The organism is Schlesneria sp. (assembly GCF_036405755.1).
Classification (GTDB): Bacteria; Planctomycetota; Planctomycetia; order Planctomycetales; family Planctomycetaceae; genus Schlesneria; species Schlesneria sphaerica.
On sequence record NZ_DASWWZ010000029.1, the window covers coordinates 1 to 17,935 of the forward strand.

At 58.5% G+C, this 17,935-nt stretch carries 12 protein-coding genes; 7 read left to right on the forward strand and 5 right to left on the reverse strand.

What is annotated here, in order from left to right; genetic code table 11:
* Window positions 1–785, reverse strand: a 785-nt coding sequence (locus tag VGE80_RS00960; RefSeq protein ID WP_440591349.1) for a hypothetical protein, incomplete at its 3' end; no start/stop codon positions are given.
* A gap of 235 nt (window positions 786–1,020) precedes the next feature.
* Between VGE80_RS00960 and VGE80_RS00965 the strand changes: the two genes are divergently transcribed.
* The 4 genes from VGE80_RS00965 to VGE80_RS00980 all read left to right on the forward strand — a co-directional run bounded on the left by VGE80_RS00965 (window position 1,021) and on the right by VGE80_RS00980 (window position 10,366).
* The gene (locus VGE80_RS00965; protein ID WP_373650248.1) at window positions 1,021–1,305 is read left to right on the forward strand and encodes a hypothetical protein; all 285 of its coding nucleotides are present in this window, start codon (window positions 1,021–1,023) and stop codon (window positions 1,303–1,305) included.
* Window positions 1,306–1,468: 163 nt separating this feature from the next.
* Window positions 1,469–2,239, forward strand: a complete 771-nt coding sequence (locus VGE80_RS00970; protein ID WP_373650249.1) for an HpcH/HpaI aldolase family protein — start codon at window positions 1,469–1,471, stop codon at window positions 2,237–2,239.
* Window positions 2,240–2,482: 243 nt separating this feature from the next.
* A complete protein-coding gene (locus tag VGE80_RS00975) occupies window positions 2,483–3,145 on the forward strand; it encodes an HAD family hydrolase (RefSeq protein WP_373650250.1) in 663 nt (220 codons plus the stop codon).
* A 141-nt stretch (window positions 3,146–3,286) separates the two neighbouring features.
* Window positions 3,287–10,366, forward strand: a complete 7,080-nt coding sequence (locus VGE80_RS00980) for a beta-ketoacyl synthase N-terminal-like domain-containing protein (RefSeq protein WP_440591350.1) — start codon at window positions 3,287–3,289, stop codon at window positions 10,364–10,366.
* A 404-nt stretch (window positions 10,367–10,770) separates the two neighbouring features.
* Here the strand turns inward: VGE80_RS00980 and clpP are convergent, their stop codons facing one another.
* The gene (gene clpP, locus VGE80_RS00985) at window positions 10,771–11,379 is read right to left on the reverse strand and encodes an ATP-dependent Clp endopeptidase proteolytic subunit ClpP (protein WP_373650252.1); all 609 of its coding nucleotides are present in this window, start codon (window positions 11,377–11,379) and stop codon (window positions 10,771–10,773) included.
* Between the two features lie 140 nt (window positions 11,380–11,519).
* A complete protein-coding gene (locus tag VGE80_RS00990; protein WP_373650253.1) occupies window positions 11,520–12,146 on the reverse strand; it encodes an ATP-dependent Clp protease proteolytic subunit in 627 nt (208 codons plus the stop codon).
* Between the two features lie 469 nt (window positions 12,147–12,615).
* Here VGE80_RS00990 and VGE80_RS00995 point away from each other — a divergent pair, with 469 nt between their 5' ends.
* Window positions 12,616–13,434: a segregation and condensation protein A gene (locus tag VGE80_RS00995; RefSeq protein WP_397571540.1), complete on the forward strand. Its 819-nt coding sequence runs from the start codon at window positions 12,616–12,618 to the stop codon at window positions 13,432–13,434.
* A 93-nt stretch (window positions 13,435–13,527) separates the two neighbouring features.
* Here VGE80_RS00995 and VGE80_RS01000 read toward each other — a convergent pair whose 3' ends face one another.
* The gene (locus VGE80_RS01000; protein WP_440591351.1) at window positions 13,528–15,687 is read right to left on the reverse strand and encodes a serine/threonine protein kinase; all 2,160 of its coding nucleotides are present in this window, start codon (window positions 15,685–15,687) and stop codon (window positions 13,528–13,530) included.
* Complete coding sequence (locus VGE80_RS01005; RefSeq protein WP_373650257.1) at window positions 15,684–16,292, reverse strand: sigma-70 family RNA polymerase sigma factor; 609 nt, start codon at window positions 16,290–16,292, stop codon at window positions 15,684–15,686. Before VGE80_RS01005 ends, VGE80_RS01000 begins: the two co-directional genes overlap by 4 nt.
* Before the next feature lie 322 nt (window positions 16,293–16,614).
* Between VGE80_RS01005 and VGE80_RS01010 the strand changes: the two genes are divergently transcribed.
* Together VGE80_RS01010 and VGE80_RS01015 are read left to right on the forward strand one after the other, a co-directional pair.
* Entirely contained in the window at window positions 16,615–17,175 is a 561-nt protein-coding gene (locus tag VGE80_RS01010) for a Crp/Fnr family transcriptional regulator (RefSeq protein WP_373650258.1), read from the forward strand.
* Window positions 17,176–17,328: 153 nt separating this feature from the next.
* Window positions 17,329–17,935, forward strand: a 607-nt coding sequence (locus VGE80_RS01015) for a GDSL-type esterase/lipase family protein (RefSeq protein ID WP_440591352.1), incomplete at its 3' end; no start/stop codon positions are given.

The window sequence follows — 17,935 nt, forward strand, 5'->3', positions numbered from 1 at the left end:
AATTGAGCGACGCGGGCCCCCAGGTCGGGCGATGCGAGCACAAACCCCGCTTCTGAGAGTCGCTCTGCCGCTGTCAGGGCCTGCGGATCGGCGGGGTCTTTGACGACGAACACCGCATCGATGTCCTCGGACAGCGGGGACGCTTCATCGCCCGAAAGCAATTTCCAGTCATGGACAAACTCAATTTGTGAGTCGAGTCGCCAGGCACGAAGAAAATCTTTTGCGACCGTATGACTGCCCGCTCCTTCGACGGACGTGAGAACTCGCTTGATGGCTCCGAAGTCCGGAATTGATCGACGCACAAACCATAGAACCAGCTCCGGGTTACTCGTTTGGAACCGGGGAAGGTCTGCGGGAATTTCGACGCCCCCCTGAATGAATCCCAGATCGACCTCACCAGCAGAAACTTTCTGGACGGCTTCTCGCGATCCCGGTACGACCTCCTCGGTAAACCGGATTCGATCATCCTGCTGCATGCGGGATTTCAGTGCCTGAAAGTCCCGATCGGGGAGTGCGATTTTGAGAGTGGTCGTGCGAAAGAACTCGATATAAATCCAGACGATCAGCAGCAGTAACGCGATTGCCAGGAACGCGGCGGGAAGTCGGTGTACTCCAAAAGGACGCCTTAATTGCTGAGCGACATGTTCTGCGTCACGTGCCGCCGTGGCGACGCCTGCCGCCAGACTTCGAAGTCCGGCATGATCGGGAAGTTCGCGTTCAACTCGAAGTCGTACGTCTTCGGCATTCTGAACGACGGGCCCGATTCTCAGACGTAGCCTGCTCACAAATTACTCCCGCTTTATAGACGCGTTCATCGGTCTGATCATACTCATCGCCATGCTGACAGGGCGGCTGTGATAGTGACAGAGGTGATTCGGATCTTCCAGCGTTATGCTCGAGTTGACACTTGGATGAACGTGAGCAATGGAGTGCGGATCATGCTTTCGCAGGTTTCCGCTCAAGAAAGTTCAGAAGAAGGTCGTCGTTGTTTTACTGAATCGCGCTACGTGGAGCTCCCGGATGGACCCGCTTTCTCTCTTCAATGGTTTGGAAGCTGCGTTCTGGATCCCGATCGGCGCTGCTCTTTTCTTTCGCAGTCGGGGACCGAGTCGAAATCAGCACCTGGGACGTGTGGCCGCACTCTGGTTCCTGCTGTTTGGCATTTCTGACATCTTCGAAATCTTTACGGGCGCGTGGTGGCGTCCCTGGCCGCTCCTGCTGCTGAAAGGGACCTGCGTGATCGCATTGATCTGGTGCGGCATCGCCTACCGGAGTCGAAATCGTGGGCGGGGACGGTCCCACTGAGTTTCAGGAGCAGACCGTGAGCGGAGGCTGAAGCGATGCCAGCAATCCGCTCTCGCAATTCGTTTGTTCCGGTTGTGCGAATCCGTGACGAAGCGGGTAGGATAATTCCCTTTTCATCCCTTCCCCTGAGTGATGATTCTGTCTCCCCTATAAAGGAACGCAGATGCTGGCGAATCCGGTCAAGAAGTGCGTGGCAACGGGCGGTGTCTCGGTTGGGACGATGATGTTTGAGTTCAATACGACCGGCATTGGTCGGATTGCCGCTAATGCCGGGGCCGAGTTCGCTGTCTATGACATGGAACACACGGGATGGGATATTGAGTCCATCCGCATGCTGATTGCCACGACGCCGAAACCGAAGCTGGTTCCCATCGTTCGCATCCCAACGACGCAGTATCACTTCGTTTCGCGGGTATTGGACATGGGAGCGATGGGAGTGATGGCTCCAATGGTCGAATCGGCAGAGGAGGCTCGGTTGCTCGTGCAGTCAGCGAAGTACCCCCCGATTGGGCGCCGAGGTGCGGCATTTTCGATTGCTCATGATGACTACAAGAATGATTCGATTGCGGAAGTGGTTCGTTCCGCCAACGCCGAAGTGCTGATCATCGCCCAGATCGAAACTGCTGCGGGTCTGAATAACCTTGATGAAATTGCCGCCGTTCCCGAACTCGATTGCCTGTGGATCGGACTCTACGATCTGGCGAATTCCCTGGGATTGCCGGGGCAGATGCAGCATCCCCGCATCCTCGATGCCATCGACCGGGTCCTGGCTGCCTGCGAGCGGAACCGAAAGGTCCCCGCTGTGCTGGTGACCAGTGTGGAAGAGGGACGGGCCCAGATTCAACGGGGATTTCGACTGGTTGCGTTTGGGGGTGATGTCTGGATTTACCAGTCGGCGCTGACGCAGGGGTTGGCGGCCGTGCGTGCGCCTTGAATCGTGGACGTTCACAGGTCACCCAACTAAACTTCGTGCTCAGAGTCCTCATCCTGATTTAACGGCCGATCCATCGGGACCGGCTGAACAAGTCAGTGTGCTTCTGAACTCACGCGCGAGCCCTCGTTGCGACGTGCCTGGCATGAGCGACATGGCTTGCAGGCGGATTCTGCTTTTGAAATGAGCTTGCCCCCTGCTGGCCAGGGTCGGCCGAGAGTACTTTGCTGGAACTTCAAGAACGCTATGACTGAGACGATTCCCCAGATTCAGGCCGTTTGTTTCGACCTGGATGGGTTGATGTTTAATACGGAAGATGTCTTCTACGTTTCTGCCGATGTTCTGCTGCAACGTCGCGGACTGAGAATGTCCAAAGGAGCGATGGATGCGATGCTCGGTCTGCGTCCGCTGGAGTCGCTAACGGCGTTTCGAGATTACATGAAGCTCAACGAAGAACCGGCGGATCTGCTGGCGGAATCTCGTGTGATCTTTCACGAAATGCTGAACGAACACCTCCGGCCGATGCCCGGCCTGTACGACTTATTGAATCTGATTGAATCCCGAAAGCTTCCCAAGGGAGTGGCGACGTCCTCGCCCCGGGATTATCTGGACGACATCTTCGAGCGATTCGAGCTCGGACACCGTTTCCCCGTGAAATTGACGGCGGAAAGCGTGACTCACGGAAAGCCGAATCCCGAGATCTATCTCAAGGCGGCGGAACTGCTCGGTGTCCGACCCGAAAATATGCTGGTGCTGGAAGATTCGGGGACCGGTTCCCGGGCCGCCGCGGCCGCCGGAGCCTTTATCGTTTCGGTCCCGCATGATCACACGGCCAGCCATGATTTCAGTCGATCGAAGCATATCGCCAAGGGGCTGAATGATCCCTTCATCTGGAACCTGCTGTCGTAGCTGGATTTCGGACTGCCGCAGGGACTTTACCCGTGGCGGCTGTGAAAACTGGTCGAAACCCGTGGCTTGCGGTGGTTGGTCCGATTATCATGCTGGTTTGCCTACCTTGTGAAAATTGCTCAAACTGAAGTCTCCTACGTTATGCCGCCGACAGACCGTTCTGAACGTATCGCAATTGTCGGTGTTGGCGGGGTATTTCCGGGGGGCTCGAACCTCGACAAGTTCTGGCAGAACATCGCTGACGGGGTCGATACGGGGCGGTCCGTCCCCCCGGATCGCTGGTTCCTCGACCCGGCCAAAGCGGTCGACAAAGAGGGGCCGAAGCCGGATCGCGTTTACTCTGACTGGGGCTGCTTCGTCGAAGGCTTTCAGTTTGATCCCGAGGGACTGCGACTCGATCCAGCGTTGCTCCGTCAACTCGACCCCCTGTTTCATCTGGGCCTTCACGCCGCCCGCGCTGCTTTTAGAGATGCACGCGAGATGGGTGGCACGGAACGCTCACGGGTCGGCGTGATTCTGGGGAACATTGTTCTTCCCACGGAATCGACCTCGGCGCTCTGCCGGGATGTGCTGGGGCGAACTCTGTTCGAACGAATCGTTGAGGCCGCAGCCGTTCCGGACGGGCGGAAAAATGAGTTGAAGCGGGGGGCGGCGGAACTCGTCGCTGCGGGGAACTGGCATCCGTTGAACCGTCTGGCGGCGAGTCTGCCTGCCGTGTTGATTGCGGAAGGTTTGGGGCTGGGAGGTCCCGCGTATACGCTGGATGCCGCCTGTGCGTCGTCGCTTTATGCGTTGAAATTTGCCTGTGAGGAACTGCTGGCGGGTCGTGCCGATGCCATGCTTGCCGGAGGGATGTCGCGACCCGATTGCCAATACACGCAGATGGGTTTCGCGCAGTTGAAAGCCCTCTCTCGTGGCGGGCGATGCGCTCCGCTCAGCTCTGCCGCCGATGGTCTCGTCGTGGGAGAAGGGGCGGGGGTCTTTGTCCTGAAACGCCTCACGGATGCGGTTTCCGCAGGGGACCACATTTACGGTGTGATCGCCGGGATCGGTCTGTCGAACGATCGCGGCGCGAACCTGCTCGCACCTCACTCCGAGGGCCAACTCCGTGCGATGCGGTCCGCCTACGAGCAGGCAGGCTGGCGTCCGAGCGACGTCGATTTGATCGAGTGCCACGCGACGGGGACGCCGGTCGGTGATGGGGTGGAGATCGACAGTCTGCATCAGTTGTGGGCCGACGAGACCTCGTCCCCCGGTCAGTGCGTTATCGGGGGCGTCAAATCGAACGTTGGTCACCTGTTGACGGGGGCCGGTGCCGCCGGGCTGATGAAAGTTCTGTACGCTTTCCGTCACGAGACGCTCCCACCGACGGCCAATTTTCAGCAGCCTGCGGCAGGACTGGCCCGGTCCGGCAGCCCGTTCCGTGTGCTGAGTCGTGCCGAACCCTGGCCACGGCGAACAGCGGACGTCCGTGGTACTGTGGGGGCTACCACCGGCATCACCCCTCGTCGTGCCACGATCAATGCCTTTGGCTTTGGCGGAATTAACGCGCATGTGCTGATTGAAGAGTATTGCGGACCGCATCATTCCAACATGATGACGCGGGTACCCGTTCCCGCGTCTCCGGCACAGCGACCCAACTCCACGGCAGACCGCTCGCTATCGCCGGCGCAGGATCTCGACATTGCCATCGTCGGGGTGGCCAGTTCCCGGGGTCTCCTCGCAACCGGGGGTCTCCCTGCAACGCAGAGTAATAGATCGGATTCACTCGCTTCGGACGACGCCTCAGAGAGAGCGAAATCTCCTTCCGATATCCGAGATTGGGGCGTCACTCACTCGGACTGGTTCCGAAACGAGTTCGCCGGTGCGGCGGAAGAAAGTACGGCAGCGGTGACGTCCGTAGAACTGCCCATGGGCGAGTTCCGTATCCCGCCACTGGAAATGCAGGACATGCTGCCCCAGCAGCAGTTGATGCTCAAGGTCGCCGCAGCAGCCCTGAAGGACGCTGACAGCGTTGCCGATCGTGCTGACCGCAGTCCGTCGGACGCCATCGCGCTTGGCAACGCCACGGGAGTTTTCGTCGGGATCGAACTCGACCCCAATACCACGAATTTTCACTTCCGCTGGTCGATCGAGGAACTGGCCTCGCACTGGGCAACGGCGCTCAACCTTGAGCTGTCGGATGAGGAACTGACGCAATGGACGGCAGAGTTGAAAGACTCGGTCAGTCCCCCCCTGTCGGCCAACCGGGTCATGGGCAACCTGGGGGGGATTGTCGCCAGTCGTCTGGCTCGGGAATTCAATGTCGGGGGACCGAGCTTCACGATTTCCGCCGATGCGAATTCCGGACTGCGGGCGTGTGCCGTAGCGGCCCAGAGTTTGCGCCGAGGTGAACTCGATCGAGCAGTCGTCGGGGCGGTTGATCTGGTCTGTGACATCCGTCATCGAGTGGCGGTCCTGCGGGAACGGAAGCAGAATGGCGACGGCGGCAATCCGGCGTTTGTGGATAGTGCGACGGCATTTGTTCTCAAGCGACGTGAAGATGCCGTACGAGACGGGGATCACATCCATGCGATCCTCTCGCGAATCGAAACGGATCCCGGGGAAATTGGACAGCTCTTCCCTGATGGTTCGACACACAGAGGCCATGCCGAACCTCCAGCCGACGGTCGCTCCCCTGCCGACGGTTTGACGGTGGAATCGCCGGCGGGTGCTGCGACAGGATTGCTGAGGCTGTTTACAGCGGTCGAATCGCTTTCCCGGCATGCGATCCCGGAATCTCCGTCGGGTGGCTGGATGCAGAACCGGGTGGAGCAGACTCGACCGATCACGTTGTCGGGTCTGGGCCCGGACGGCCGATCAATCCGACTGGAACTGACCACGGCACCCGGACCCGTTCGCAAAGCGGCTCTTGCCCAGCGGGCTGCTGCTCGTGAAACTCGCGCGGCGTTGCCCGTGGGCCTGTTCGTCATCGACGGGGATTCGGTCGAACAGCTTGAGTCCGGGGTGAATCAACTGAACGAACGCGCGGCGAACGCGAGTTCTGTTGCGACCCTGGCTTCGGACTGGTTTCGATCCCGGCCTCCTCAACCAGAACACCGCTGGGGACTGTCGCTAGTCGTTCGATCGCTGGCGGAAATTCCCGATGTCGCTCGGATTGCCGTCAACGCATTGCGTGACCAGCCCGCCGCTGTCCTGGATCGGCGCGTTCGTTTCACGCGCACACCGCTGGGGACTACGGGGCGACTGGCGTTTGTCTTCCCCGGTTCCGGGAATGCATTCCTCGGGATGGGGCGTGAGCTGCTGAACGCATTTCCGGAGGTGCTGCACCAGCAGTATCTCGAAAATGAACGGTTGCGAGATCAGTACCGTCCCGACCTGATCTGGTTCGGGGATTCAACCGCAGCAGTACTTGAACAGCACAAAGCGATGATCTTTGGGCAGGTGGCCCTGGGAACGGCCGTCTGTGACCTGCTGAATCGTCTGGGTGTCACGCCTGACGCCAGCATCGGTTATAGCCTGGGGGAATCCGCCGCACTCTTCGGGCTGCGGGCCTGGACTGACCGGGACGAGATGTTGCGACGGATGGAACAGGCAACGCTGTTCGGCAGTGATCTGGTCACACCGTTTGAAGCAGCCCGCCGCGCCTGGAATGTTCCTGCTGGTTCGCCCGTTCGCTGGACATCAGGTGTCATCGACCGATCGGCGGCAGTGGTTCAGGCGGCGATCCAGAACCTGTCACACGATCAGGGACGACCTGGTTCGTCTACTGCCGACGCATCAGGGGCACGGGTTTATCTGCTGATCGTGAACACCCCGCAACAATGTGTGATCGGTGGGGAAACAGATGGTGTCGAACGACTTGTCCGGGATCTGGGCGGAACTTTCGTTCCGTTTGCAGCACCGAGTACCGTTCACTGTCCGATCCTGCGGCAAGTCGAAGAAGCCTATCGGGCACTACACCTGATGCAGACGACGGTTCCTCTGGTGAAGCGGCCTCGAATTGGCACCGCTCATTACGAGCAACCGATCGATTTCTACAGCACGGCGTGGGGCCGGAAATACGAACTGAGCCGGGAATCGGCCGCCGAGGCCATTGTGGCGCAGGCCGTCAATACCATCGATTTCCCGCGGGTGGTCGAGCAGGCCTATTCGGATGGCGTCCGCCTGTTCGTGGAGATTGGTCCGGGAAGTTCGTGCACGCGGATGATCGATGAGATCCTGAGCGACCGTCCGCATCGTGCCCTGTCTGCGACCCCCTCGACCGCGTCCCCCCTGGTTGCGTTTTACGAACTTCTGGCTGTGCTGATTGCGGAGCGAATCCCCGTCGAACTGCGGTTCCTCTACGGCGACGCACGAACGACCGAAGCCACGATCACCAGTCCCTCCCCCACGAAGCGGGGTATTGTGACAGCGGTGGGTGGTTCTCCGTTCTTGGTGCCCAGACCAGCGAAGGGATGGCGAATCCCGCCACGAGCGTCCACTTTTGGAATGAATGTCATGACTCAGTTTGATGATATGGTGGCCGCCCGACTGCGTGCTCATGAAACCTATCTGCGTGTGACCGCGGAAGCTCAGCGGATCATGGCGGAACAGTTGGCGCTCTTCACCCGGATTGCTGCGGGCGAACAAGTTGCCTCGCCCGATCTCGTCGCGGGGCCGACGGTCTCCGATCCGGTGGAACCAGTGGAACCTGTCGCGCCGAATGCTGCGCCGCCTGTTGAAGAGTTGCCGCCGACTCCGCTGGTGGCCCCTCGCTCGCTGAACCGGGCGCAGTGCATGGAATACGCTATTGGCAAGATTGGTCGGGTGCTGGGACCGCAGTTCGCTCCGATCGATGAATTCCCGACGCGCGTCCGGTTGCCGGACGAACCGCTGATGCTCGCTGATCGGATGCTGGAAATTGAAGGCGAACCACTGTCGATGACATCAGGCCGTGTCGTGACCGAGCACGACATCCATGAAGGGGCCTGGTATCTCGACTGCAACCGCATTCCCACGTGTATTGCGGTCGAAGCGGGACAGGCGGACCTGTTCCTGTCAGGGTGGCTGGGAATTGATTTTCAGACCAAGGGCCTGGCCAGTTATCGATTGCTCGATGCGGTCGTCACGTTCCATCAAGAGCTGCCCGGTCCCGGAAAAACCATCAATTACAATATCCGCATTCTTCACTTCTTCCGTCAGGGACAGACATATCTGTTCCGCTTCGAGTTTGACGCGACGGTGGACGGAGAACCGCTGCTGACGATGCGGGAAGGTTGCGCGGGGTTCTTCACCGCTGCCGAACTGAATAGCGGGAAAGGGATCATCCACACGGCTCTCGATAAGCAGGCACGTCCCGGAAAGTGGACCGGCAACTGGAAGGAACTGGTACCGCTCGCACGCGAAAGCTTCTCCGACGCTCAGTTGCTGGCCCTGCGGAGAGGGGATCTTGCCGCTTGCTTCGGTGCTCAGTTCGCACAACTTCCGCTCACGAACCCGGTCACCATTCCCGGTCTGACCAGATCCGGGTCGGCGGGGGCTGACGAACGCTCGAAGATGTGGCTGGTTGACCGCATTCTTCAGATCGAGCCGACCGGCGGGAAGTTCGGCATGGGAACGATCCTGGGCGAACTGGATATTCATCCGGATGACTGGTTTCTGACGTGTCACTTCTGTGACGATCAGGTGATGCCGGGAACGCTGATGTATGAATGCTGCATGCATACACTGCGGATCCTGCTGCTGCGAATGGGTTGGCTGGGTGAAGCGGACCAGATCGTGTATGAGCCGATTCCCGGCGTCCGCAGCCGCTTGAAATGCCGCGGTCAGGTTCTCGCGACCACAAAGAAGGTCTGGTACGAGATCACGCTGAAGGAAGTCGGCTACCGAGACTTTGACGCAGCCAGCGGTGCCCCGGGTGTCCCCTCGGAATCGTCGAGTCCCACCGCGACCCCGTACTGCCTTGCCGATGCCTTGATGTATGCGGACGGGAAACCGATCGTCGAAATTACCGACATGTCCGTAAGGATGTCGGGCCTGACGCGGGAGTTCATTGAGCGACTGTGGAGTTCCGCAGCGGCGCGTGGCGAAAAGGGCGTTGTCATTTCCTCACAGAAATTTACGCCTCGCTACGATCGCCGCCCTGCACTGTTTGACACCGACCGAATCACCGCGTTCGCCGTTGGTAAGCCGTCAGAAGCCTTTGGGGACCGCTACCAGGTCTTCGACGCGGAACGAGTCATTGCCAGACTTCCGGGACCACCGTTCCAATTCCTGGACCGCATTGTCGCGATCAGTGACTGTGAGCAGTGGGTGCTGAACCCAGGCGGAGTCGTCGTCGCTCAGTACGACGTTCCTCCCGATGAATGGTACTTCCAGTCGAACCGTCAGCGGCGAATGCCATTCGCTGTCCTGCTGGAAACAGCCCTGCAGCCATGTGGCTGGCTGGCCGCCTACGTCGGCTCTGCGCTCACCAGCGACACGGATATCTCGTTCAGAAACCTCGGTGGGACGGCAACACAATACCGGGATGTGACCCCCGCATCGGGAACGCTCACGACGACTGTGAAAATGACTCGCGTTTCCAACGCGGGGGGGATGATCATTCAGCACTATGACTTCGATCTTCGCTGTGACGATCAGCCTGTCTATGTCGGGAATACCTACTTTGGATTTTTCTCGCGTGCCTCACTGCTGAATCAGGTGGGGATCCGTGAGGCGAAACCTTTCTCGCCGTCGCCGGACGAGGCGAGTCAGGCCGAACGCTTCGCATATCAGGACCGAGCTCCCTTCGCGGATTCGCAGTTCCAGATGATCGATAACGTTCAAATCTCGCTGCAGAATGGCCCCTACGGTCAGGGCTTCGCCATCGGCACAACCAGGGTGAATCCCGAATCGTGGTTCTTCAAGGCTCACTTCTACCAGGATCCTGTTGTGCCAGGATCGCTGGGGCTGGAATCGTTCTTCCAGTTACTGAAATTCTACGCCGCTCGTCGGTGGAACGCGGGGCCGGATGCGCAGTTCCTGACACCGGTACTCCACGATCCCGCATCCGGGACGAGTGGCAAACACGAATGGGTCTACCGCGGACAAGTGGTGCCACGCGACCAGTTGGTGACCGTGACCGCTGTCATCAAAAGTGTTGACGACCAGCGAAAAACGCTGATTGCGGAAGGCTTCCTGTCGGTGGATGGACGAGTCATCTATCAGATGAAAGAGTTTTCATTGGGCCTCGAGTGACAAAGCTGCCAATGGCACGGCGTCGGAGTCTTCGCAGAAGCGGTGGCTTCTCGTTTTTTTGAAGAGGGTCAGAGCGCACTGCATGCCCGAAGACGGTCATACAGTGGCATTCACTTTGGGTCGGTCCCGGGCACGAGCACGTAGTCACGTCGGTTCGCATGCCACTGGCAAGCGGGAAGAGATCGAAGAAAGAGCCCTCCCTGGCTACTTTGGCCCGCTTCTTCGAGATCATTGACGAACGAGTCATCAAGGGATGGATGGAGGGTGGAAACCCCTGTGCAGGACTTCACCCAGGTCGACTCATTCGAAAAAGCCCCTTCAGCAATCAGGATTCGATCACTGAAGGGGCGTATTAAACACTCGTGATGCGTGAGGTGATTCCCGCCGTCGGGGCGGAAACCCGATTAAGACTGATGCGACGGTGGAACTGGCAATTGTTCAAGAACCGTGTCGATCAAACCGTAGTGGCGAGCCTCTTCGGCCGACATGAAGTTGTCTCGATCGGTGTCCTGTTCAATCTTGTCCAGGGTCTGGCCGGTGTGCTTGAACATCAATTCGTTCATGCGCCGCTTGGTGCGGATGACTTCCTTGGCATGAATTTCGAGTTCGACGGCTGTCCCCTGCATCCCGGCCAGTGGCTGATGGATCATGATGCGGCTATTGGGCAGTGCGAATCGCTTTCCCTTGGTTCCGGCTGTCAGCAGCATCGCACCCATACTGGCGCACTGACCCAGGCAGTACGTCGCGACGTCGCAACTGATGAACTGCATCGTGTCATAGATGGCCATGCCCGAGGTGATCGAACCACCGGGGCTGTTGATGTACATGTGGATGTCGGCCTTGCTGTCTTCGAATTGAAGGTACAGCAATTGAGCGACGATGCTGTTGGAGACATCATCATTGATGGCACTTCCCAGCAGAATGATTCGATCGCGAAGCAAGCGACTGTAGATGTCCATCGCCCGTTCTTCACGGCCGTTTTTTTCAATAACGTAAGGAACAAGTGAAGTCATATCGGGGAACTCGCTGATCGAGGGTGACTGTTTCAGGCGTTACGGATGATTCATCCGGTCGTATCGTTTCCGGTCGAGTCGCACAGGTGATTTCGCCCTCGGCACAAGGGAGAATCAATGCCTTCGTGCGACGTCGGCGATCATTTCGCGGCGGCCAGTTTTGCTTTGGGATTGACCAGAATTTCATCGATCAGTCCGTATTCTTTCGCCTGGTTGGCGTTCATGTAACGGTCGCGACCGGTATCCTTGGCAATCACTTCTACTGGCTGGCCCGTGTGGACAGCGAGAATCTGATTCAAGACTTCGCGGGTCTCGAGGATTTCCTGAGCCTGGATTTCGATGTCGGAAACCTGACCTCCCACTTCGCCATAAGGCTGGTGGATCATCATCTTCGCGTGAGGCAGGATGAATCGCTTGCCTTTGGTTCCACCGGCGACCAGGATGGCGCCGCCGCTGGCTGCCAGACCGACGCAGTACGTTGCCACACTGCACTGCAGGAACTGCATCGTGTCGTAGATCGCCATCGTGGCCGTGACCGAGCCGCCCGGCGAGTTAATGTAAAAATGGACGTCCTGGTGTTTGTTTTCTGACTGCAAGTACAGCAGCTTCATCACGATCAGGTTGGCACTGGCATCGTGGATCGGGCCATCCAGAAAGACGATCCGGTTCTCGAGCAGCAGATCGCCAATGCCCATCTGACGCTGGCGCGCATAGTCGCGTGAAGCATTCACTTGCGGCGACAGAGAACTACGAGACAGATCGAGCATGCAGCATCCTTCGTCAAATTTGGACGGAAAAAGAGAAAAGTTTGACAGTTTCCCATCGCGATGGACTCTTCAAAAGGAAGAGTAGGAATCTGCCCGGCAGCAGGCAAGGCTTGGGGGTTGAATTCCGCACTGTAGCGTAGCACCACAGTGTTGGTGTACTCGACCGGTCGGCGCCAAGGGGAAGTACACTGGAAGGTCCCTCCGGTCAAGATCGGGTCAACAGCCGTGACCCCCTCACCGCCTCCCTCCCATCGACCGCCCCGGATGGGTAGCTCGGTGACTGCATCATTTCATCATTTCAGAGAATGATCCAGGTTGTTTGGGTGGAGCGCGGTGCTTGGGCTGAATGGGTTGCCATGCGAATCCACGGTAACTCTTGAGATTATTCCGTATGTGTCATCCTGTGCTCACTATCACGCCGATAATAAGATCGTGAAACGGAATTCACTCAATTTGAAGGCAGGGGGGAATGGCGGATTACCGAGTACAACTGGATTCCTTCAGCGGTCCCATGGACCTGCTGTTGTACCTGGTCCGCAGGAACGAGGTTGATATTGTCCGCCTGCCGATTGCCAAGATTACATCTCAGTTTCTCGAGTTCCTCGAAGTTCTGCAGTTTCTCGATCTTGACCTGATTGGTGATTTTGTTGTCCTGGCCAGTTCTCTGATCGAAATCAAAAGTCGACAGGTCCTGCCGCGTGCCGAGGAAGAAACGACCGAAGTACCGCTGGCGGACGATCCCTGTAACGAACTGATCGAGCAACTGCTGGAGTATAAACGGTACAAGGATGCCTCCGTTGCTCTGGAGGAACAGGCTGCGGAGTGGCAGGAACGTTATCCCCGACTGAGTGACGAACGGCCGACCGTCGGCAAAGACCCCAGTGAAGACTCCATCAAAGAGGTGGAACTTTGGGACCTGGTCAGCGCTCTGTCACGCGTGATCCAGAAGAAGGTTGTCGAGTCGACCTCCAGTATTCGTTACGACGACACACCCATCTCGGTTTACATCGACCGGATCGGGGCCAAGGTGCGCGAGAACGGACGAATGGCTTTCAGCGATTTCTTTGAAGGGAGCAACCTTCGCAGCAAGATCGTCGGAATCTTTCTCGCCATTCTGGAACTGTTGCGGCATCACGGTTTTCGAGCCGAGCAGCCCAACGAACGAGGGGAAATCTACGTTCTGCCCCCACTGGAATCACCCGCGGGCGAGTCCGCCCCCGCGTCGCCCACAGCAGAAGAAGCCATTCCGGTCAAAAGTGAAGTCGCCAGCAGTGATGAAACCGACTGAGACGCCGAAGTGGGAAGCCCCGAATCACTGACGCCGACACCGAGTGCGACCGGGTGGTGAGAACTTTTTTGTCCTCAGCGGCAGAAATCTCCCTCAGTCCCGTGGAGGAAATGGGGGAGGGTTTCGTAAGGGGGGGCGATCTTCCCGATGCTGGCCATTGTGCCGAATTCCCGGCGGGCCGAACGGAACCGGAGAGATCAGCGGACCGTGATAGGGTCGGCCCGTCAGCTTTTTCCATCGTTCCAGTTGCTCGGGGGTTAGATAGGCAAGCATCTGTTTCATGGCCGCCTGCAGGCGTATGGCGGTTCTTTCGGGTGGATTTGAACCCGGCTGAAAGCGATGGTCGACGTCTCGCATCGCTTCCATTTCAATTTCGCGATATTTCCGTTTCTGATCGCTGGACAGTTTGAGAGCTCGGACGACGTCGGGCTCACGCAGTCCTTTTGGCCCCTGACACTGCAGGGCAATCTGGGGCAGTCGCTGCAATTGCTGAGGGCTCAAAATCCCAGCCAGCTCAGCTTCGTTTTCCCTCGCGATGTCGAGCTGGCGCTGGCGGTACTCTTCGGGATTGAAATCAGGTCGCCCTCTCGGTCTGCGGCGCTGTCGATTTTCCAGACGGGCGAGCACCTCGGCAAGGCCGGCGCGCTGTTCGGGGGTCGCCTCCAGATCGTCCAGCACGGCACATTCACGCAGCAGGAACGTATGCCGATCCGCCTGAAGAACGGCCAAGTCGGCCAGAATGCCTTTGACCCGGTCTCGGGTACCTTCCAGCTCGTCCTGGGTGCTCAGGCTTTCTCCCCGAAGGTCGATGAACTCCTGATAGTAGGCGAGCGAAGTTTCGAGCAACTGCTTCCGTAATCCATCCTGAAAGGGCATGTCGGAAAGTTCGTCTTCGGCAATACGGATCAGTTCATCGGCAGCACGACGTGCGAGTTGGAAGCGGGCTTCTGCCTCAGCTGCACGTTGTCGCTCACGTCGGTATCCGTAGGCGAGGACCAGTGTGCCGCAGACCAGAAGTGCCAATGTCGTTCTGACGAACGCGGGATGCCTTCGCATCCATTTCCTCAGCTTGTCAAACAGCGTCGGCCGGCGTGCGAGGATCGGGCGTTCCTCGAGAAACCGTGTCAGGTCGGCCGCCATCTCTCCCGCCGTGGCATAGCGCTCAGCGGGGTTCTTCGCGATCGCCTTCAGTACGATCGTCTCCAGTTCAATCGGTATGGCGCGATTCACCTGCTGCGGCGGACGAGGTTCCTCATTGAAGATCTGCTGGAGCAGTGTGGGCCGATCCTGCGCCGCGAAGATCGGTTGCAGGGTCAGCAGCTCATACAAAGTCGCTCCCAGAGAATAAACGTCGGTGCGGTGATCGACAGGAACCCGGCGTCCCGCTGCCTGTTCGGGACTCATGTATCGCAGGGTCCCGACGAGGTCTCCCGTCTGGGTGATTCCCACATCGGCAACGACTTGCGCCAGTCCGAAATCTGTCACCCAGACGGCTCCCTTGGAGTCGAGCAACAGATTTGCGGGTTTAATATCCCGATGAACCACGCCCGCTTCGTGAGCGTATTCAAGAGCTTCTGCAACCTGCTTCGCAATCTGGGCGGCCGAGCGGAACTGCTGGCGGTCGCGTCCGGTTTTTTGCGGGACGCGCAAGTTGGTGTTGGCGACGGTCACCAGACGCTGATGGACGGCGGTCGTCGCTTCTGAAGAGGGGCGCGGGGACTCGCGTTCGTCGCCCCGCAGTTCCTGAATGACCTCGGCCAGCGAGCGACCGTTAATGAGCTGCATTGCGTAGAAGTGGACTCCCCGGTCGCAGCCCACCGCATACACGGGCACGATATTGGAATGGTGAAGTTGTGCAGCGGCCTGAGCTTCGTTCTTAAACCGCTGTAACTGACGGGTGTCGAGAGCAGAGGCGAACGGCAGGACTTTCAACGCGATACGGCGTCCGAGAGAAAGCTGCACTGCTTCGTAGACGACCCCCATGCCGCCGCGGCCGATTTCCCTCACAATCTGAAAATCGCCAATCGGACTGACCGGAAACTCCGGAAGCGGAGCGACCGGAGGAGCGGGGCGCATCGAATGCGCCAGTTCGATCCCATCGAAACAGTCAGAAAGAGCTTCTGCGAGCTCCGGGTAAAGTCGGAAGTACGCCTGTCGATCGGGTGTGTGTCCCTGTTCGAGTTCCTTCAAGTAGTTCCGCGAGAGCTCGAGGATTCGGGGATCCTCTTCGATGTTTTCGGAATGCGAGTTCAATGGGTAACCTCGCCAAATTCTTTCTTCAACCGGGTGAGTCCCCGCAGCCAGAGCTTTTCGACGCTGTCCACGGTTTTGCCCATTCGTTCGGCCACTTGCGGGAACGACAGTCCCTCCAGATGTCGCAGCACCAGCACCGTCTGATAGTCCTCGGGGAGGCGGCTCATCGCTTCCGCGACCTGAAGACTTTGTTCACCCCGCATGGCTTGATGACTGGGTGAGCTATGACGATCGACGAGCATCTGCTCGAGGGCACAGGTCGATTGATCGAGTCCCACTGCCAGTTCTCGTTCGAGCGTCAGGTTTCGCGCCTGTGTCCCGACGTAGCGGCGGACGACATTAGCGACAGTGCCAGCCAGAATTGTGCGGAGCCATTTCGTCAATTGAGCTTCGGCCGTCCCCTGAAAGTGGGGGAACTGGCGATGGGCCTCCAGGAATGTTTCCTGGACGATGTCTGAAGCATCGACTTTGCCCTGCAGGCGTCGACCGATTTCAATCCGCGCGAGTAACCGCAGATAATTCTGGTAAGACTCGAGCAGGCGACCGAGCGTTGCCTGGTCGCCGGCCTGGGCCTGCTCAATCTCTCGGCGGACATCCGTGGGCATAAAACACCGGCGGGGTGATGTGTGCGTGATTCTTCAGCGTCATTATTCCTGTGGTTGACCAGATAGTCACGATGACAGCGGAAAGACCGCCGCACTTTTTCTCGGTTTCTCGACAGATTGGAGTACCGACACGAAAAAACTGGTCGCACGTACGACGGGTGAGTGCTCACCCAAGTGGGGCGTTCTGATTTAAGTCCCTTGGATGACAACGGTTAATTCAGGTGTTGGTCGCGGGGCCGGTTTGCAAAAGTCCCCTCGCACGCTAATGATAGAACGCAAGTCGAACCCCTGCCGCGCGCACTCGTTTAGCCGGAGCCAAGTCATGTCTCAGATTACGCCTGACGATCTCAAGCAGTTCGAGCTACTGGCGGGCTTTCGCGCAGACGAGCTTGCAGACCTCGCCTCGCGCATGACACTGCTGGAGTATACCGAGGGAGATGTGGTCTTCTCCGCAGGAGACTCGTCCCGTTCGCTCTATCTGATTCTGAGCGGCCGTGTGCAGATCGATCTCATCGGTAACACGGTGGATGAGACTAAACTGGTGGTCCTGGGGCCAAACGAAATCTTTGGCGAGACCACGTTCTTTCATGAGGCGGCTCATAACAACACCGCCTGGTGTCAGGGGCCGACCCGGCTAGCACAGCTGACATACGCGACTTATGGACAACTGCTCAAAAGTCATTCGGTGATGGCGTATCACTTGGGTGCCAACGCGGCGCACATTCTTGCCGCGCGACTGCAGGCGACGGACGTCTGGATTCGGGAGGTGCTGGATCGCGATGAGCAGATCCATCGGCGGGAACTTCGCGAACGCTACCATGACGTCTTCCATCCCTCGTTCTCAACTCCGGGTGGATACGTGGGACTCGGGGGAAACTGGTAGTTTCCTGGTCCGTCGAGCCCCTCGTCTCTTACGCTTCATGGCCCGGAATGTCTGTCCGGGGCGATCCGGTGGAGCCCCTTTTTCTTGCTGTTTCTCTGTTCGCGTCGAGTTGCCTCTCGACGCGGTGACAATCCCATTCACGGAGCTGAAACCATGCTGCGACTTCGCCAGTGGTGCCTCATTGTTTTGACCTGCTTTGCCTCGACACTGCCCGCCCCCCTGCCCCGTGCGGAATCGGCCGAGTTCTTCTTCAAGGATGGCGATGTCGTTGTCATGATCGGTGACAGTATCACCGAACAGCATCTGTATTCGAACTATGTCGAAATGTGGACGGTGACGCGTTTCCCACACTGGAAACTGACGTTCCGGAACGTCGGCATTGGGGGCGATACCTCGGGAGGAGGCAATGCCAGATTCGCTCGCGATGTCCTGGCGTTCAAACCGACTGCGATGACGGTCGACTTCGGGATGAACGACGGACGCTACCGTGCTTTTGAAGAGGCGACGTTCAATCCATACATGAATGGACTGCAGGGAATGGCCGATCAGGCTCGTGCAGCCAGCATTCGGACTGCGTGGATCACGCCGCAGCCACTGGATGATGGAGCACAGGGACCGACTGCATTGACCGGATACAACCTGACGCTGGAGAAGTTCTCGGACGGAGTCAAAACGATCGCCGAAAAGAACGGCGGCATTTTTGTGGATCAGTTTCATCCGTATCTGACGGTTCTCGATCGGGCTCGCAAGCAGCATCCCA

Excerpts from the sequence above, each read along its gene's own strand:
- VGE80_RS00965 (WP_373650248.1), top strand. The coding sequence starts at position 1,021 with ATGGACCCGCTTTCTCTCTTCAATGGTTTGGAAGCTGCGTTCTGGATC.
- VGE80_RS00970 (WP_373650249.1), top strand. The coding sequence starts at position 1,469 with ATGCTGGCGAATCCGGTCAAGAAGTGCGTGGCAACGGGCGGTGTCTCG.
- VGE80_RS00975 (WP_373650250.1), top strand. The coding sequence starts at position 2,483 with ATGACTGAGACGATTCCCCAGATTCAGGCCGTTTGTTTCGACCTGGAT.
- VGE80_RS00980 (WP_440591350.1), top strand. The coding sequence starts at position 3,287 with ATGCCGCCGACAGACCGTTCTGAACGTATCGCAATTGTCGGTGTTGGC.
- clpP (WP_373650252.1), bottom strand. The coding sequence starts at position 11,379 with ATGACTTCACTTGTTCCTTACGTTATTGAAAAAAACGGCCGTGAAGAA.
- VGE80_RS00990 (WP_373650253.1), bottom strand. The coding sequence starts at position 12,146 with ATGCTCGATCTGTCTCGTAGTTCTCTGTCGCCGCAAGTGAATGCTTCA.
- VGE80_RS00995 (WP_397571540.1), top strand. The coding sequence starts at position 12,616 with ATGGCGGATTACCGAGTACAACTGGATTCCTTCAGCGGTCCCATGGAC.
- VGE80_RS01005 (WP_373650257.1), bottom strand. The coding sequence starts at position 16,292 with ATGCCCACGGATGTCCGCCGAGAGATTGAGCAGGCCCAGGCCGGCGAC.
- VGE80_RS01010 (WP_373650258.1), top strand. The coding sequence starts at position 16,615 with ATGTCTCAGATTACGCCTGACGATCTCAAGCAGTTCGAGCTACTGGCG.